This window comes from Streptomyces sp. NPDC127108, assembly GCF_042677545.1.
In the GTDB taxonomy this organism is placed as follows: Bacteria; Actinomycetota; Actinomycetes; order Streptomycetales; family Streptomycetaceae; genus Streptomyces.
The window spans coordinates 170,816-185,760 of the sequence record NZ_JBHXTE010000001.1 but is presented as its reverse complement, the minus strand read 5'-3'; the positions used below and the strand labels follow the sequence as shown (position 1 = coordinate 185,760).

Genomic DNA, 14,945 nt, shown 5'->3' with positions numbered 1-14,945 from the left:
CATGCACGGGAAGAAGATCCTCATCACCGGCGGCACCGGCCAGGTCGCGCGGCCCGTCGCCGAGGCGCTCGCCGCCGACAACGAAGTGTGGTGCCTCGGCCGCTTCGGCGACCTGGCCGCCCGCAAGGCCCTGGAGGAACAGGGCGCCCGCACCTTCACCTGGGACATGGCCGACGGTGACCTGGAGGACCTGCCGCGCGACTTCACCCACGTCCTGCACTCGGCGGTGCACCGCGGCGACCGGGCCGACTTCGAGGCGACCGCACGCATCAACGCGGTGGGCACGGCGCACCTCATGACGCACTGCTCGGCCGCGGAGGCCTTCCTGTACGTGTCGTCCGGCGTCGTCTACAACCGCGCCGACCGCACCCACCGCTACCGGGAGGGTGACCCCCTCGGCGGCACGGCGCCCTGGCTGCCGACCTACCCCGTCGCCAAGCTCTCCGCCGAAGGAGTCGTGCGGGGCCTGGCCGAAGCCCTCGGGCTGCCCTCGGTGATCGCTCGGCTCAACATCGCCTACGGTCCGTACGGTCACGGCGGCGTCCCCATGATCCTCTTCAACGAGATGCGCCGGGGACAGCCGTGCGCGGTGCCCCGCGAGGGGCAGAACTACTGCAACCTCCTGCACACCGACGACGTCGTCCGGCAGGTGCCCCTGCTCTGGGAGGCGGCACAGACGCCCGCGCGGGTCGTGAACTGGGGCGGCGACGAGGAGGTCGGCGTCACCGACCTGCTGGAGTACATGTCCGCGCTCACCGGCGTACCGGTCCAGCTGGACCGGGGCGACTACAGCCGCGAGACCGCGATCTTCGACCACAGCGTCCGCCGGAGCCTGATCGGCGACTGCTCGGTCGCCTGGAAGACCGGCATCGCCCGCACCCTGGCGGAGCTGTTCGAGGAGTACCAGGACCGCATCGGGGAGTACTTCGCCACCGAGCTCGACAGCGAACGGAGCTAGCATGCGCAGGCCCTCAGATCTCGACGCGCTCCAGCAGGTGCTGTGCGCCGCCCTCGGCTCCGCCGAACCCGTGGCCCCCCTGGCCCGACTCGGCCACGACACCCGGGCGTTCGCCACCCTCGACGCCGCCGTGCGCGAACGCCCCACCCTCATCGGCGGCGGATCCCTGTACAACCCGACCAGCCCCGTCCCGACCCCGCACGCCCTGGCGGAGCTGGCCCGCCGCGCGGAGGCGCTGGACGTGCACCAGATCCTCGTGCCCGGCGTGCGGCGCGCCGACGACACCCGCGCCCTGCGAGCGGCCGGACTCGTGCCGGTCCCCGCAGCCCCCGAGTGCGTCGTCCGGCTGACGGGGGAGGTGGACGACGTGCTGCGGACCCGCGTCGGCGCCGACCGGCTCCGCGACGTCCGGCGCCGCCACCACGCGGTGTCCCAGGAGACCACCTGGGAGCGGATCCGGCTGCGCGACCTCGCCGGGAAGCCCTGGGCACGCGCGGCCTTCGCGGACCTCCACCGACGCCAGGCGGAGCACGGGTATCCGACGGGGGAGCAGGACCAGGGCGACGGCCGCCACCACCCGTACAACGTCGACGCCCTCGACGCCCTCGCCCGCGGCGCGCTGGCGGACCGTACCGAGATGTTCGTGCGCCGCCGCAACGACATCGTCGTCCAGGCCGGCCTGACGACGACGTCCCACAACGGCCGCGGCCTCTACTGCCTCACGCAGGCCATCGACCACGAGGACGCCGACGCGCGCGACGACCTCTACGCGGCCACCCTGTACCAGCTGTACGCCGACGCCAGGACCTCAGGCCTGGAGTGGGTGCACCTCGGCCGGGGGGAGGCCGAGCGCATGCGGTGCCTCGGAGCCGACCTGTTCGTCCCCCTCGACCACTGGCTGCGTGCCGAGGGGGTCACGGCCCCGCAGGACGGGCCGGAGGAACCGGAACTGTCGCGGTTCACGGCCCCGCCCGTCACGACGGTGCCGGTCCCGGGCCCGGCCCGCTTCCGCCACCAGCCGCGGTTCGACACGGTCGACCTGACGAGCAACACCAACCCGTTCCTCGGACCCGAGAGCCAGTACCCCCACCTCGACACGGCGGAGCTGGCCCACGCCTATCTGAGCACCATCTCGGCGCTGCCCGGCCACGTGGGCGTCGACGCCCTGAGCCCCGACCACGTGCTGTTCACCAGCGGGGCGGTGGACGGCGTCATGCTGCTCCTCGCGGCGCTGGCATCGCCCGGCGAGAGCGTCTGCGTGACGCCCCCGACGTTCCCGCTCTACACCCACTTCGCCCGTGTCCTGCGCCTGCCCCTGGTGGAGGTGCCGCTGCGCGGCGACGACCTCTCCGAGCTCGACACCGAGCGGATCCTCGCGGCGGACCCGCGGGTCACGATCCTGTGCGACCCGAACAACCCCGTCGGGACCAGGCTCGATCCTGAGGAGGTGCACGAGCTCGTCACGGGCACCAGCGGCGTCGTGGTCATCGACGAGGCGTACGTGGAGTTCAGCGAGAACCCCTCGTACGCCGCCCTGGTCGCCCGGCACGACAACCTCATCGTGCTCCGGACCCTCTCCAAGGCCTGGGGCCTCGCCGGGGCACGCTGCGGGGTCGCACTCGCGCAGCCCGGCCTCATCGAGGCCCTGCGACGGCTCCAGGTGCCCTTCGGGTTCACCGACGCCTCGCAGCGCGCCGTGCGGGACCGGCTGACCAACGCGGGCCCGGCGCTCGCCGCCGTCAAGCTCATCCGCGCCGAGCGCAAGCGGCTGGCCGCGGCGCTGGCCGACCACCCCGCGGTGGACCGGGTGTTCCCCTCGCAGACCAACTTCCTGCTGGTCCGCCTCCACAAGCACGACCTGGTGATGGAGCGGCTGCGTGAAGCGGGGATCGCCGTCGCCGACACGGGCCACGTCATCCCCGCGACCTGCCGCGTCTCCGTCGGCAACCAGCGCGCGAACGACGCCTTCCTGGAAGCACTGTCCTTCGCCCTGTGAGCCGGTCGGCTCATGCCGCCCTGACGAAACGCCGCCGCCCCGCAACCCCCCCCGACGCCTCTCGGAAAGGAACCGCTTCGTGGGCACCGAGTCACACCCCGCCCTTCCGCACCCGCCCCTGACCAGCAAGGTCGTGGCCAAGAACTTCGACCGCTGGAGCCCGCCGCTGATCGAGGAGTTCGACGACAACGAGCACAACGGCCGCATCGGCCAGACCCTGCTCAAGGAGACCGGGACGCTGCGCGTCTGGGAGACCACGCTCCAGCCGGGAGAGCGCGTCCCGGTCCACCGGCACGTCCTCGACTACACGTGGATCGCCCTCACGGACGGCAGGGCCCGCCAGCACGCGAGCGACGGCGCCTCCCGTGAGATCACGTACGTACGGGGACAGACCCTGCACTTTCACTTCGAGGCGGGGCAACACCACCTGCACGACCTGAAGAACATCGGCGAGGACGTCCTGTCGTTCCTGGTCGTGGAGACGAAGGACGGGGCGAACGAGCCCGTCGAGCTTCCGTAGCCGGACCGGGATGCGGTCGGCGGCCGGTGGTCACGGCCGGCGGTCGGCCACATCCCCGGCGGGATCGTCGGCGAGCGCGATCGCCGTGGTGATGCGCTTGCCGACGGGCTCCCGCTGCATGTGCAGGCTCTGGCACAACGCCATCACGATCTCGAGGCCGTGCTGACCGATCCGGCCCGGATCGGCGGGCAGGACCGAGGGCAGCACGGGTTCGCTGTCCCACACCGTGACGTTGACGGCCCCGTCCTGGGCCTCCAGCGTCAGCAGGCACGGCCCCGGCGCGTACTTGCGGGCGTTGGTGACCAGCTCGCTGACCACCAGCTGCACGGTGCTCAGCACGCGCACGGAGACCGGCAGCCCGTGCACGGCTTGAATGTCGGTGAGGAACGACCGCGCCAGGTCCCGGGCGGCGCCGATCTCCTCGCTGCCCTCGAAGGCGCGGGACACCGACAGGTCCGTGCTGACCAGCGACGCCATGTCGCTCTCTGCCGCAACCCGATCCATCTGGTCCATCCCACCCGCTGCGAAGCCGTGTCTCACAGGAACGCCTCTACCCCGAAAACGTGAGGGAACGCGGCTGGATTTCGCCGGTCGGTCCGACGCAGGGGGAGAGCCCTGGGCGCTCATCAGCCGGTCGGGACCGTGGGCGACGAACCCGGCATGAGCCGGTGCGGGGAGCCCGAGCCGTCCGCCGGGACGGAGAAGAGGGTGGGCCTGCCGCGCAGCGAGCGGGCGTACGCGATCGTGTCGGCGTCCAGCCAGGAGGGCTGGTCGTCCACGTGGGCGCTCTCCGCGAGCGGGGTGTCCCCGCGCGGGGTCTGGCCCTTGCCGAGGCGGAGCACGTGCAGGCGCCACCGCCCGCGTTCCGTGCGTTTCTTGTAGGCCAGGCGCTTGCCGTCCGGGGAGAGGGACGGGCACTCGACGTTGGCGCGCACCGCCGTGAGGGTGCGACGGGCGAGGTCGCCGCGCATCAGCCAGGTGCGGCCCTTGGAGGCCATGGTCACGTAGAAGGTGCGGTCGTCGGGCGCGAAGGTGACGCCCCAGAAGTTGACGTCATCGGCCCGGTACGGGGCGCCGCGCACGAACGGCTCGAAGTCCTCCAGGGAGCCGTAGTGGCGGCCGTCGCGCAGGTCGTAGATGCCCGCCGTGGTGGAGAAGCGGCCGGGTACGGCGTACGAGTCGCCGGTGCGGAACACGGTCCAGGTGACGAGGTGCCCGGACGGGGAGACGCGGGCACGGCTCGGGGCACCCCAGACGGGGAGGGTGACCTCGGCCTTGCGGTGGCCGTCGGTGTACACGCGGACCTGGGAGGACTGCGCGGACAGCGGGCCGGGCCGGGTGCGCAGACAGATCAGGGTCGAGGCGGCGGTGGCCGCGCGCTGGCAGGTGGGTCCTTCGCCCACCGGTTCGCCACGCCGAGTGACTTGGCGGACGCGGTCGCGGTCGACGTACACGAGCGTGTCGTGCCGGTCCAGGCGGAGGTCCAGGCCGTTCTGCTCGGCTGCCGCCGTGCCGTGGCGCCACACGACGTATCCGGTCGCCGTCGCGAGGAGGGCGCCCACCAGGACGGTGGCGAGGAGCGGCCGCGGGCGGGTGAGGAGGGTCCGTGGGCGTGTCATGACGTGCTCCTTGACGCGTAGGGGAAGGCTGCCGCGGCCACGAGGACCAGCAGGGCCGCCGCAAAGGCGGTGAACGCCGTCGTCAGACCCCAGCCGGCCGCCGCCGCGCCGAAGGCCAGCGCGCCGCCCGCCCTGGTCAGTGCCTGCGAGGTCTGGACGACCGCCAGGCCCGTCGTGCGCACCCGCGGTGGCAGGACCGGGCCGACGTGCGCCATCAGCACACCGTCCGTCGCCGCGTAGAAGAGGCCGTGCAGGAGCAGGACGATGCCCGCCGGGATCCAGCCCCCGGGAGCCGCGGCCACCCATACGTAGGCGCAGAGCAGCATCAGGTGCCCGGCCAGGAAGAGCCGCCAGCGGCCGAGGCCGTCGGCCAGGCGGCCCACGGGCGCGGCCGCCGCCATGAACACCAGGGCCGTGCCGACCGGCAGCAACGGCAGTACCTGGTGCGGCAGGTCCATCTGCCGCTGGAGCGCGACGTACAGGAACATGTCACCGGCCGTGACCAGGCCGAGGAGTCCGGCCGCCACCACCACCCGCAGCGTGTCCCGGTCACGGAGCACCCGCAGGCACACACGCAGGCACCCCGTCCGGCCGGGCCCCGACGACGCCCGGTCCGGCCGGACGCAGACCGCGAGCAGCACCACCCCCGCCGCGGCGAGACAGAAGCTCACCAGGAACACCGCGTCGTAGTCGCCCGGTACGGCGAGGAGCACGGCGAAGGCGAGCAGCGGGCCGAGGAGGGCGCCCGTCGCGTCCATCGCCCGGTGCACGCCGAACGCGCGCCCCAGGTGCTCCTCCGGGGCGGCGAACGTGATGAGCGCGTCGCGGGGCGCGGTGCGGATGCCCTTGCCGGTGCGGTCGGCGGCGACCAGCAGGCCGACGCTCCCCGCCGACGTGCCGAGCCACGGCAGGCCGAGCTTGGTGAGTGCCGACAGGCCGTACCCGACGGTGGCGACGGACTTGGGGCGGCCGAGGCGGTCCGCCGCGTAGCCGCCGCCGAGGCGCAGCAGGGCGGTGGCGCCCGTGTACAGGCCGTCCAGGGCTCCGAGTTGGAGGTAGCCGACGCCGAGTCCGTACATCAGGTACAGCGGCAGGACGGCGGTGACCATCTCCGCCGACGCGTCCGTGACGAGGCTGACGGCGCCGAGGGTCAGGACGGTGGCGGGCACCCGGGTCCGGGCGGGGCCGGTCCGGGGGCCGGTGGTCCCGTTGCCGACGGTGTTGCGGGCGCCGTCGGCCGCCCGGGTCTGCGAGAGGTACATCGTGACACTCCAAGTGAGCCGCGGGGGAGCGAAGGGAGCTGCCGGGCGTGCGGGAGGAGACGGGAGGAGACGGCAGCAGAGGGGAGGAGAGGGGAGGAGGGGTGCGGTGTGTGGGGTTCACCGCACCCCTCCCGTCTCCGGAGGCGGGCCTCAGGGCAGGTGCGCCTCAGCTCCCTTGCCGCGCCCCCGACTTGGAGTGGCACGTGCCGGACACGGAGTCGGTGAAGGTGCGGCCGTCGACCGGGCGGAAGGTGAACTCGTAGCCGGTCGCGGACAGGTCGAAGCGGCCGACGCCGAAGGTGCGGTTGTGGAAGACCTCCGACGGGCCCTTGGAGGACGTGGTCTTCGAGTAGAGGGCGCGGCCCCCGGTCCCGATGACGAACTGGCGCAGTCCGTTCGCCTCGTCCTTCCTGCCGTCGGCCATGGCGGGTGCGAACCGTTCGTAGTGGTGGTCGTGGCCCGCCACGACGACGTCCGCCCTGTGGTCGGTGAGGATCTTGTAGTGGCTCGACATGGTGGTCTGGTCGCCGTGGTCGCCGGACGAGAACCGGGGGTGGTGCCAGTAGGCCATCGTGCAGGGCTTGGTGCTCGCTCCGAGGTCCTTGGCCAGCCACTCCCGCTGGGCCTTGTCCGCGCTGGAACCGAGGTTGGAGTTGAGCGCGACCAGGTGCCAGTCACCGAGGTCGAAGCTGTAGTAGCCCTTGCCGCGTTCGCCGACGTGGACGCCCTTGCCGCCGTAGTAGTCGAAGTAGCCCTTGGCGCCGCTGGTGCGGTACTCGTGGTTGCCGGGGCTCGGATGCACGACCTTGCTGAACTGGCCCCAGTGCGGGTCGTACTTGTTCCGGAACTCCGACAACGACCCCGAGTCGTAGGCGTTGTCGCCCGCCGTGAGCACCGCCTGCGGGTTCATGCTCTTGACCACCGGTGCGGTCTGGTTGCAGGCGGAGCCGCAGAGGTCGCCCGCGACCGCCACCGTGACGGTCGCGGCGCGCCCGGTGTCCTTGTCGTCCGTGGTGTCGTGCGTGAGCGGGGCCGACACGGCGAGGCCGCCGCCGAGCCCGGCCGCCGTGACCACGCCGAGTACCGTGCCCCAGACGACGCGTCGGACGGGTTTCGCTTGGTTCATCACAGGTCCCTTCGTCGCGGCTGCGAAGACGTTGCTGTGCGTCAAGGAACCACGGCCCGGGAAATGCGCCCAGGAATCTTCCGCACGGGACTGGATAACTCCGGACGGGGTCCCGTTACGATGCGGCGCCATGGAATTCAGCCGGATTCTGGGACGTGCCCTCACCCTGCGGGGATTTAGTCTGGACCAGATAGCCCGGGAATTACGCAGCAGAGGCACACCGGTCAGTACAAGTACCCTCAGCGCGTGGCAGACCGGTCTGAGTCGCCCCGAAAGGGCCAGTTCGCTCGACGCGGTCGCGGCCCTGGAGGACATCCTCGCCCTGCCCCCGGGACAGTTGCGCGCCGCGCTGCCCCCACGCCGCCCCCGCGGCCGCCGCCCCGTCTCCGCCGAGACCGCCGCCAACCTGCGCCGACAGTGGGGCGACGACGCCGAGGCCGTGCTGCGCACGCTCGCCAAGCTCGACGCCGACTTCAGCGACCTGGCCCTGCCGCGACCGCTCTCGTACCGCGTGCGCGTACGCGTCGGCGCGCACGGCCAGGAACTCGTGATGCACGTCAGCCGGGTGCTCACCGGCGGTCCCGGCGGAGCCACCCGCATGATCTACGTGACCCGCTACGCCCGCCTGCCGCAGGCCCCGTTGGTCCGCATGGCCCGCGGCTGCCGCCTCGCCCGGTTCCGCGGCGACCGGGACTCCGGGGTGGCCGCGTTCGAGTTCCTGCTCGACCCGCCGCTGCGTGCGGGCGCCATGGCCCTCGCGGAGTTCAGCATCACCTTTCCGCCCCGCCAGACGGACCACTTCACCAGCATTCGCATTCACCGGGGGACACGGGACGTGGTCCTCGAAGCCGTCTTCGACGACGGCTTCACCCCCGCGCTGTGCCAGGCCTTCTTCAAGGAATCCAGAGTGCTGCCGAGTAAGGTGCTGCGCGAGCTGCCCGGTGCCGAGGCGCACGGTCACTTCCAGTACATCGATTTCAATCCGTCGCCGGGGATCTACGGAATTCGCTGGGAATAGGGCACGGGAAGCGCGTCCGGCGGGCCAAGGCCGGTCACGGCGGGCCGGTGGACCGTGGTCGCCCGGCGGATCAGGGCCGTCCCGCGCGCGTGGCCTCGGCGAGCAGCAGCCTGATGTGGTCGAGGAACTCCGCGGTCGCGGGGTGCCGTGGCACCCGCGGATGGACGAGGTGGACGGTCACCGAGGGCGCGTCCGTGAGCGGGACGTAGCGGACGCCGGGGTGCGGGTGGCTGTGGCCCGCGCTCTCCGCGGTGACGCCGACGGCCTCCCCGGTGGCGATGGTGGTGAGCCATTCGTCCACGCCGGGCACTTCGAAGGTGTGCGGGCGCCGGCCGGTCGGCCACAGATGCGCGGCCGTGGTGGCGGCCGTGGAACAGATCACCACGGGCTCGTACGACAACTCCTCCAGGCGTACGGACTCCTGGTCCGCGAGCGCGTGGTCCGCGGCCAGGGCGGCCACACGGCGCTCGCGCAGCAGCGGTACGCACACCAGGTCGCTGTCCGGTACGGGCTCCGTGCGGACGAGCGCCAGGTCCACCTCGCCGCGCCGCACGGCCGCCTCCGGGTCGTCGCGGCGCAGGACCTGAGCCGCCGTGTCGGGCCGGTTCTCGCGCCAGGCGCGCAGCAGCGGCACCGTGTACCGGCCGAGCGCGGACCAGGCGAAGCCGATGCGCAGGGGGCGCCCGTCGGCGGCTGTCTCGGCCAGTGCGTCGTCGACCAGGCGCAGGATGCGGTGGGCGTGGTCGACCAGACGCCGTCCGGCGTCCGTGAGAGCCACGTGCCGGGTCGAGCGGTCGACGAGACGGGTGCTCAGCCGGCTCTCCAACTGGCTGAGGGTGCGCGACAGCGCGGGCTGACTGACGCCGAGGGCGATCGCGGCGTCCGTGATGGTGCCTTCGGCGTCGATCGCGACGAGGGCGCGCAGATGCCGCAGTTCCACGTCGGCGGCGTCCCCGTGTCCGGTCCGCACGGCCCCCACAGCGCCTCCGTGTCTGGTCCGCACGGCGCTCACGGAGTCCCCCTGCCCGGCCCGCACGGCTCTCGCAGCCCCGCTTCCAGCATTCATAACCGGGAAGCATAAGACCTGCGTGTCGGACATTTCCCGTGAGGCTCCGGGCGGTCCTAGGGTCCCTGCCATGAAGATTCTCCTGATCGGTGCCGCCGGAAAGCTCGGCGCCGCCGTCCACCAGACGCTGTCCGCGCGCGGCCACCAGCTCGTCACCGTCGGCCGCACCAGCGGCGACCTGCGCCACGACATCGCCGACCCGGCCCAGATCGCCGCCCTTTACGCGGCGGCCGGTCCCGTGGACGCGGTCGTCAGCGCCGCCGGTGACACGCCCTTCAAGCCCGTCGCGGAGATCGCGCCCGAGGACTACGAAGCGGCGTTCCGCGGGAAGGTGCTCAGCCAGATCGAACTCGTCCGCCAGGGCGTCGCCCACGTCGCCGCACGTGGGTCGTTCACGCTGATCTCCGGCGTCCTCGTCGACGAGCCGATCCCCACCGGGAGCGCCGCGTCCATGGCGAACGGCGCGATCGAGGCCTTCGTCCGGGCGGCCGCCATCGAGATCTCCCCGCAGCGGGTCAACGCGGTGAGCCCGACCGTCTTCACCGAGAGCCTGGAGGACTACGGCTCCTTCTTCCCCGGCATGCCGCCCGTCGACCTCGCCCGCGTCACCGAGGCGTACGTCCGCTCCGTCGAAGGCGCGCAGACGGGGCAGGTCTACGCCGTCCGCTGAGAACCCGTCCTCGGGGCGGTCGTCCGTGCGGTGCCCGCACTGGTGGCCGCCCAGCACGCGGCTGTTCTCCCCTGGGCGCCGCGGCCGCGACGCCCAGCTCGGCCCGGAGCCCCTCCGGTTCAGGCCGGTTCAGGCCGGTTCAGGCCCTCACGCGCGCCACTTGTGGCTGTCGCAGAAGCGGTCGTCACCGGTGCCCGAACCGTCGTGATCGAGGCAGACGCGGAAGGTGTACTTGGTGCCGTTGGCGAGGTTGTACCGGCCGCCGTCATCGGCGCTCCGGCCGTTGCAGTTGCCGTTCCCGCGGGCCCTGATCTTGTAACGGGTGCTTCCGTTCGGGTTGATGACGTAGCCGATCGCGCTCCAGCCGTCCGCTTGCTCGTCACAGACCTCTGTCTTGTCGCCGTCGCTGTTGAAGGTGAGCTTGCCGCCCGGGTCGCCGTCGTCGGTCCACAGGTCGCCGCCGTCGGCATGGGCCCCCGTGGCCGTCGCCACGGAGACGACGACCGCCGCCGCCATGACACCAGTGACCCTGAGCATGCCCTTGATACGCATGAATCTCCTGCCCTTCCTGTCGATGATCCAGCGTTGGCGGGACACCGCAGCGCACGGATCGCACCTGCCCTCGCCCTTCCGTCTACTGACGGAACAGGTCGGCAAGAGGTGACAGGCCGCAGCCCGCAGACGACGGCGATCAGTCGAAAGCGGCGAGGAGTTCCACGGCACGCCGATACCGCCGGACCTCGGCGGCCGCGGCGGCGCCGCCCTCCGGCTCCGCCGACGCGCGAAGCTGCTCGCCGGCCGTCACGAGGCGGAAGGTCACCGCGCGGGCGACGTAGCCGACGAAGCCGGGACCCCACCCGGGCGCGGCCTCCCGCAGCAGCCCGGCCCCGGCGCTGTGCCAGATCAGGGCGTCGCCCACCACGACCGCCGTACCGAACCCCGGCGGCCGCCAGTACGGCGAGAAGTCGATGACCGCAGGGGCGAGCCCCGGTGCGAACAGGACGTTGCCCGTCAGATCGCCGTGGACGAGCTGGGCCCGGTCCGGCGGCGCGTCGCCGAACAGCGCGACCAACTCCTCGTAGGGCCCGCGCAGACCGGGCGGCAGGTCGGCCTCGCACTCCTGCCACGCGACCCGGTCGCCCAGCGCCCACCAGTCCCGGCGCCGGTCCAGGAAGGCCGGGCGCGGTACGTCGGCCAGCGCGCGGTGGAAGGCACGGCCCGCGGCGACGACGTCCAGCCAGCGGGGCGCGGCCGCGTGGTCGGGCTCGGCGCCGGTGACGAAGCGGGACGCGGTCCACCCGGCGTGCGTCCAGGCGCCGGTGCGGGCCCGCAGGGGCCGTGCGACGCGGAAGCCGTCCTCGGGCAGGACGTCCATGACATCGGCCAGCCACTGCGCGAACTCGATGTCCGGTCCTGCGGGCTTCAGCACCACGTCGGCGACCCTGGCAGTCGGTCGCCACAGTAGCGATCACGTGCACGGCTGTAGCCCCAGGGGCGCGACGGGGGGACGCTCACCGTGCGGACAAGGCGCGTCACCCCGGCCCAGGGAGGCATCACTTGAACACGTCACGTCGTACGCCGTACCGGATGGACCCGGCCGGAGGCTGCCCGCACGCGGACAACGCCCGGCTGCTCGCGGAGGGCGCCGTGACCGACGTCGTGCTCCCCGGCGGCGTGCCGGGCGCGGCGGTACTCGGATACGAGGCACTCAAGGAGCTCCTCGCCCATCCCGAAGTCGCCAAGGGCGCCGCACACTTCACCGCGCTGCGGGAGGGCGCGATACCCGACGGCTGGCCGCTCCTGACCTTCGCCACCGTCCCCGGCATGACCACCGCGGACGGGGACGACCACCGACGGCTGCGCACGCTCGTGAGCAAGGCGTTCTCCGCGCGCCGGGTGGAGACGCTGCGGCCGCGCGTCGAGACGCTCACCGCCGAACTCCTGGACGGGCTCGAGGCGGCCGCCGACGGCGGCGGGATCGCCGACCTGCGCGCCTCCTTCGCCCTGCCGGTGCCGATGGGCGTGATCTGCGAACTGCTCGGCGTGGACACCGAACACCGGGACCTCCTGCACCATCTGTCGAACCAGGTGGTGAGCACGGCCATCGGACCGGAGGAGGCGATGGCTGCCAACCGCGCGATGACAGCGGCACTCACGGCCGTCGTCGCGACCCGCACGGAGCACCCCGGCGACGACCTCACCAGCGCGCTCATCGCGGCCCGCGACGAGGACGGCGACCGTCTCAGCCCGCAGGAGCTGATCGGCACCCTGCTGCTGATGATCATCGCCGGCCACGAGACGACGCTGAACCTGATCACAAACGCCGTGCGCGCGCTGTGCGCCCACCGCGACCAACTCCACCTCGTGCGCTCCGGCAAGGCCGACTGGACGGACGTCGTCGAGGAGACCCTGCGCTGGGACAGCCCCGTCAGCTACTTCCCGTTCCGCTACCCGACCCGCGACCTCGCCCTGCACGGAACCCTCATCCCCAAGGGCACACCCGTCCTCGCCGGTTACTCCGCCGCCGGACGCGACACGGCGGCGTACGGCCCCGACGCCCGCCTCTTCGACGTGACCAGGCCCGCCCGGACCACCGGATCCACACGGCACCTCTCCCTCGGACACGGCGCGCACTACTGCCTGGGCGCGCCCCTCGCCAGGATGGAGGCGACGATCGCCCTGGAGGGCCTCTTCACCCGCTTCCCCGAACTGGACCTGGCCGTCCCCGAGGCCGAACTCGCCCGGCACGAGGGTTTCGTGGGCAACAGCGTGCGGGAGCTGCCGGTGCGCTTGACGGGCTGAGCGATGGCGGGCCGGGTGGTGGCGGGACGAGCGATCACGGAAGCGGCGGCCCCGGCGAGGCCACGCACGTCCGCCGTCACCCGCCGCCCGCTCCCTCCAAGGCCCGCGCCGCAGTGCCGAACGTCACCGTGATGTCGAGGCCGCCCTCGGACCCGGGCCGGGCGGTCACCGGTGCGCTGTGCGCCTCGGCGACGGCGGCGACGATCGACATGCCGAGACCGTGGCCGTCCGGCGTCCCGGCGCGTGTCTCGAAGCGCTGGAAGGGCTGGAAGAGCGCCTCGACGCGCTCGTGCGGGATGACCGGCCCGCTGTTGGTCACCCGAAGGACCGGGCGGCCGTCCCGCACCCCGGTGCGCACCCGCGCCCAGCCGCCGGGGACGTTGTGGCGCACCGCGTTGCTGACGAGGTTCGTCACCAGGCTCTCCAGGAGCCGCGGGTCGCCGACCGTGGGCGCCGGGGCCAGCGACAGGTCGATGCGCACCTCCGCTGCCTGTTCGGCGAGGACCGTCTCCGTGATGGCCGCCAGGTCCGTGTGCTCGCGGCGCTGGAGGCCGCGCTGGCTGCGGGCCAGGGTGAGGAGCGCCGCGATCAGATGCTCCTGCCGCTCGCCCGTGGCCAGCAGGCGTTCGCACACGGTGCGCAGCGACTCCGCGTTCGCCGCCGGGTTGGCGAGCGCCACTTCGATCATCGCCCGTTGCAGGGTCAGCGGGGTGCGCAGCTCGTGCGACGCGTTGGCGACGAAGCGCCGCTGGGTGGTGAAGGCCGTGTCGAGGCGCCCGAGCAGACCGTCGAAGGTGTCACCGAGGTCCTTCAGCTCGTCGTCCGGCCCGCGGACCGCGAGGCGCTCGTGCAGATTGCGCTCGGAGATGCGGCGCGCCTTGTCGGCCATGGTGCGGACCGGGCGCAGCGCCCGGCCCGCCATCAGCCAGCCGAGCGCCACCGACACGGCCGACATCAGGGCGAGCGCGATCCCCGACTGCGTGAGCAACTGTTTGAGCATCGCCTTGCGCTGCTCGCCGCCCACGTCGGGGAGTTGATCCGTGTCGTGGGGCAGCCAGGGGGCCGGGCCCGGTGTGGTCTTGCGGACGATCTGCGGTTCGCGGGTGGCGACGAGGACGTACGTGATGATGAGCAGCGCGGCCCCGGACACCAGGAACAAGGCGCCGTAAAGAAGCGTCAGGCGCAGCCGTACGGTCCAGCGGAAGCGCCGCGGGGCGGGGGACGAGCCCGCCGGGTCAGATGCGGTAACCGGCATGGGGGACCGTCTCGATCACCGGCGGGTAGCCCAGCTTGCGGCGGAGCCGGCTGATCGTGACCTTGACGGTGTTGGTGAAGGGGTCGGTGGCCTGGTCCCAGGCGCGCTCCAGCAACTGCTCCGCGGAAACGACCCCGCCCTGGGCGCTCAAGAGGAGCTCCAGGACGGCGAGTTCCTTCGGGGACAGTTCGAGGCGGCGTCCGTCACGGCGGGCAACGCGCTGGGCGGAGTCCAGGGTGAGGTCGCCGCGACTGAGCACCGGCGGCACGGCCGGGTGGGCGCGGCGGGCCAGGGCTCGGACCCGGGCGATGAGTTCGGCGAAGGCGAACGGCTTCGGCAGGTAGTCGTCCGCGCCGAGGGACAGCCCGTCGACCCGGTCCTCGATGGTGGTGGCGGCCGTGAGCATCAACACCCGGCAGCGGCCGCCGCGTTCGACCAGGGCCCGGCACACCTCGTCGCCGTGCAGGCGGGGCAGATCACGGTCCAGGACGACGACGTCGTAATCGTGCACGACGGCGAGGTCCAGGGCCTCCTGGCCGTCGTACGCGATGTCGACGGCCATGCCGTCCTGGCGCAGGCCGGTGGCCACGGTGACGGCCAGCTCCTGATGGTCCTCGACGATGAGCACGCGCATAGCCGTCAGGATGCCGGAG

The 14,945-nt window shown here is 72.6% G+C and carries 15 protein-coding genes; 6 read left to right on the top strand and 9 right to left on the bottom strand.

From position 1 onward, the window contains the following. The first annotated feature begins 1 nt into the window (after position 1). From ACFVHO_RS00790 to ACFVHO_RS00780, 3 genes are all read left to right on the top strand, one after another. Positions 2–958: an NAD-dependent epimerase/dehydratase family protein gene (locus ACFVHO_RS00790; protein ID WP_385708142.1), complete on the top strand. Its 957-nt coding sequence runs from the start codon at positions 2–4 to the stop codon at positions 956–958. A gap of 1 nt (position 959) precedes the next feature. After that, positions 960–2,954: an aminotransferase class I/II-fold pyridoxal phosphate-dependent enzyme gene (locus tag ACFVHO_RS00785; protein ID WP_385708139.1), complete on the top strand. Its 1,995-nt coding sequence runs from the start codon at positions 960–962 to the stop codon at positions 2,952–2,954. Positions 2,955–3,033: 79 nt separating this feature from the next. After that, positions 3,034–3,474 (top strand): hypothetical protein, encoded by a 441-nt coding sequence (locus ACFVHO_RS00780; RefSeq protein WP_385708136.1) that lies wholly within the window; start codon positions 3,034–3,036, stop codon positions 3,472–3,474. A 30-nt stretch (positions 3,475–3,504) separates the two neighbouring features. Here ACFVHO_RS00780 and ACFVHO_RS00775 read toward each other — a convergent pair whose 3' ends face one another. The 4 genes from ACFVHO_RS00775 to ACFVHO_RS00760 form a co-directional block, all read right to left on the bottom strand. Beyond that, complete coding sequence (locus ACFVHO_RS00775) at positions 3,505–3,978, bottom strand: ATP-binding protein (protein ID WP_385708133.1); 474 nt, start codon at positions 3,976–3,978, stop codon at positions 3,505–3,507. A gap of 122 nt (positions 3,979–4,100) precedes the next feature. Then, the gene (locus tag ACFVHO_RS00770) at positions 4,101–5,093 is read right to left on the bottom strand and encodes a TolB family protein (RefSeq protein ID WP_385708130.1); all 993 of its coding nucleotides are present in this window, start codon (positions 5,091–5,093) and stop codon (positions 4,101–4,103) included. Continuing rightward, complete coding sequence (locus ACFVHO_RS00765) at positions 5,090–6,355, bottom strand: MFS transporter (RefSeq protein ID WP_385708127.1); 1,266 nt, start codon at positions 6,353–6,355, stop codon at positions 5,090–5,092. Before ACFVHO_RS00765 ends, ACFVHO_RS00770 begins: the two co-directional genes overlap by 4 nt. 166 nt (positions 6,356–6,521) lie before the next feature. Further along, a complete protein-coding gene (locus ACFVHO_RS00760; RefSeq protein WP_385708124.1) occupies positions 6,522–7,481 on the bottom strand; it encodes a metallophosphoesterase family protein in 960 nt (319 codons plus the stop codon). Positions 7,482–7,611: 130 nt separating this feature from the next. Between ACFVHO_RS00760 and ACFVHO_RS00755 the strand changes: the two genes are divergently transcribed. Continuing rightward, positions 7,612–8,499 carry a hypothetical protein gene (locus ACFVHO_RS00755; RefSeq protein ID WP_385708121.1) on the top strand — a complete coding sequence of 296 codons (888 nt, stop codon included), beginning with the start codon at positions 7,612–7,614 and terminating at the stop codon, positions 8,497–8,499. A gap of 70 nt (positions 8,500–8,569) precedes the next feature. On the opposite strand, the gene ACFVHO_RS00750 is transcribed toward ACFVHO_RS00755, so the two are convergent. After that, positions 8,570–9,469: a LysR family transcriptional regulator gene (locus tag ACFVHO_RS00750; RefSeq protein WP_385708118.1), complete on the bottom strand. Its 900-nt coding sequence runs from the start codon at positions 9,467–9,469 to the stop codon at positions 8,570–8,572. Between the two features lie 166 nt (positions 9,470–9,635). Here ACFVHO_RS00750 and ACFVHO_RS00745 point away from each other — a divergent pair, with 166 nt between their 5' ends. Beyond that, the gene (locus tag ACFVHO_RS00745; RefSeq protein WP_385708115.1) at positions 9,636–10,235 is read left to right on the top strand and encodes a short chain dehydrogenase; all 600 of its coding nucleotides are present in this window, start codon (positions 9,636–9,638) and stop codon (positions 10,233–10,235) included. A gap of 147 nt (positions 10,236–10,382) precedes the next feature. Here the strand turns inward: ACFVHO_RS00745 and ACFVHO_RS00740 are convergent, their stop codons facing one another. Both ACFVHO_RS00740 and ACFVHO_RS00735 read right to left on the bottom strand, forming a co-directional pair. Continuing rightward, positions 10,383–10,787 carry a hypothetical protein gene (locus ACFVHO_RS00740; RefSeq protein ID WP_385708112.1) on the bottom strand — a complete coding sequence of 135 codons (405 nt, stop codon included), beginning with the start codon at positions 10,785–10,787 and terminating at the stop codon, positions 10,383–10,385. A gap of 139 nt (positions 10,788–10,926) precedes the next feature. Next, positions 10,927–11,667 (bottom strand): aminoglycoside phosphotransferase, encoded by a 741-nt coding sequence (locus ACFVHO_RS00735; RefSeq protein WP_385708109.1) that lies wholly within the window; start codon positions 11,665–11,667, stop codon positions 10,927–10,929. Positions 11,668–11,822: 155 nt separating this feature from the next. Here ACFVHO_RS00735 and ACFVHO_RS00730 point away from each other — a divergent pair, with 155 nt between their 5' ends. Further along, the gene (locus ACFVHO_RS00730; protein ID WP_385708605.1) at positions 11,823–13,037 is read left to right on the top strand and encodes a cytochrome P450; all 1,215 of its coding nucleotides are present in this window, start codon (positions 11,823–11,825) and stop codon (positions 13,035–13,037) included. Between the two features lie 76 nt (positions 13,038–13,113). On the opposite strand, the gene ACFVHO_RS00725 is transcribed toward ACFVHO_RS00730, so the two are convergent. Together ACFVHO_RS00725 and ACFVHO_RS00720 are read right to left on the bottom strand one after the other, a co-directional pair. Next, entirely contained in the window at positions 13,114–14,292 is a 1,179-nt protein-coding gene (locus ACFVHO_RS00725; RefSeq protein WP_385708107.1) for a sensor histidine kinase, read from the bottom strand. Further along, positions 14,273–14,926 (bottom strand): response regulator transcription factor, encoded by a 654-nt coding sequence (locus ACFVHO_RS00720; RefSeq protein WP_385708104.1) that lies wholly within the window; start codon positions 14,924–14,926, stop codon positions 14,273–14,275. The genes ACFVHO_RS00725 and ACFVHO_RS00720 overlap by 20 nt, the downstream gene beginning before the upstream one ends. Positions 14,927–14,945 lie beyond the last annotated feature (19 nt).

Bases quoted from the DNA above. Each gene is read 5' to 3' on its own strand.
- ACFVHO_RS00785 (WP_385708139.1), top strand. From the start codon at position 960: ATGCGCAGGCCCTCAGATCTCGACGCGCTCCAGCAGGTGCTGTGCGCC.
- ACFVHO_RS00760 (WP_385708124.1), bottom strand. From the start codon at position 7,481: ATGAACCAAGCGAAACCCGTCCGACGCGTCGTCTGGGGCACGGTACTC.
- ACFVHO_RS00720 (WP_385708104.1), bottom strand. From the start codon at position 14,926: ATGCGCGTGCTCATCGTCGAGGACCATCAGGAGCTGGCCGTCACCGTG.
- ACFVHO_RS00770 (WP_385708130.1), bottom strand. From the start codon at position 5,093: ATGACACGCCCACGGACCCTCCTCACCCGCCCGCGGCCGCTCCTCGCC.
- ACFVHO_RS00790 (WP_385708142.1), top strand. From the start codon at position 2: ATGCACGGGAAGAAGATCCTCATCACCGGCGGCACCGGCCAGGTCGCG.
- ACFVHO_RS00755 (WP_385708121.1), top strand. From the start codon at position 7,612: ATGGAATTCAGCCGGATTCTGGGACGTGCCCTCACCCTGCGGGGATTT.
- ACFVHO_RS00745 (WP_385708115.1), top strand. From the start codon at position 9,636: ATGAAGATTCTCCTGATCGGTGCCGCCGGAAAGCTCGGCGCCGCCGTC.
- ACFVHO_RS00765 (WP_385708127.1), bottom strand. From the start codon at position 6,355: ATGTACCTCTCGCAGACCCGGGCGGCCGACGGCGCCCGCAACACCGTC.
- ACFVHO_RS00775 (WP_385708133.1), bottom strand. From the start codon at position 3,978: ATGGATCGGGTTGCGGCAGAGAGCGACATGGCGTCGCTGGTCAGCACG.
- ACFVHO_RS00730 (WP_385708605.1), top strand. From the start codon at position 11,823: ATGGACCCGGCCGGAGGCTGCCCGCACGCGGACAACGCCCGGCTGCTC.
- ACFVHO_RS00740 (WP_385708112.1), bottom strand. From the start codon at position 10,787: ATGCGTATCAAGGGCATGCTCAGGGTCACTGGTGTCATGGCGGCGGCG.
- ACFVHO_RS00725 (WP_385708107.1), bottom strand. From the start codon at position 14,292: ATGCCGGTTACCGCATCTGACCCGGCGGGCTCGTCCCCCGCCCCGCGG.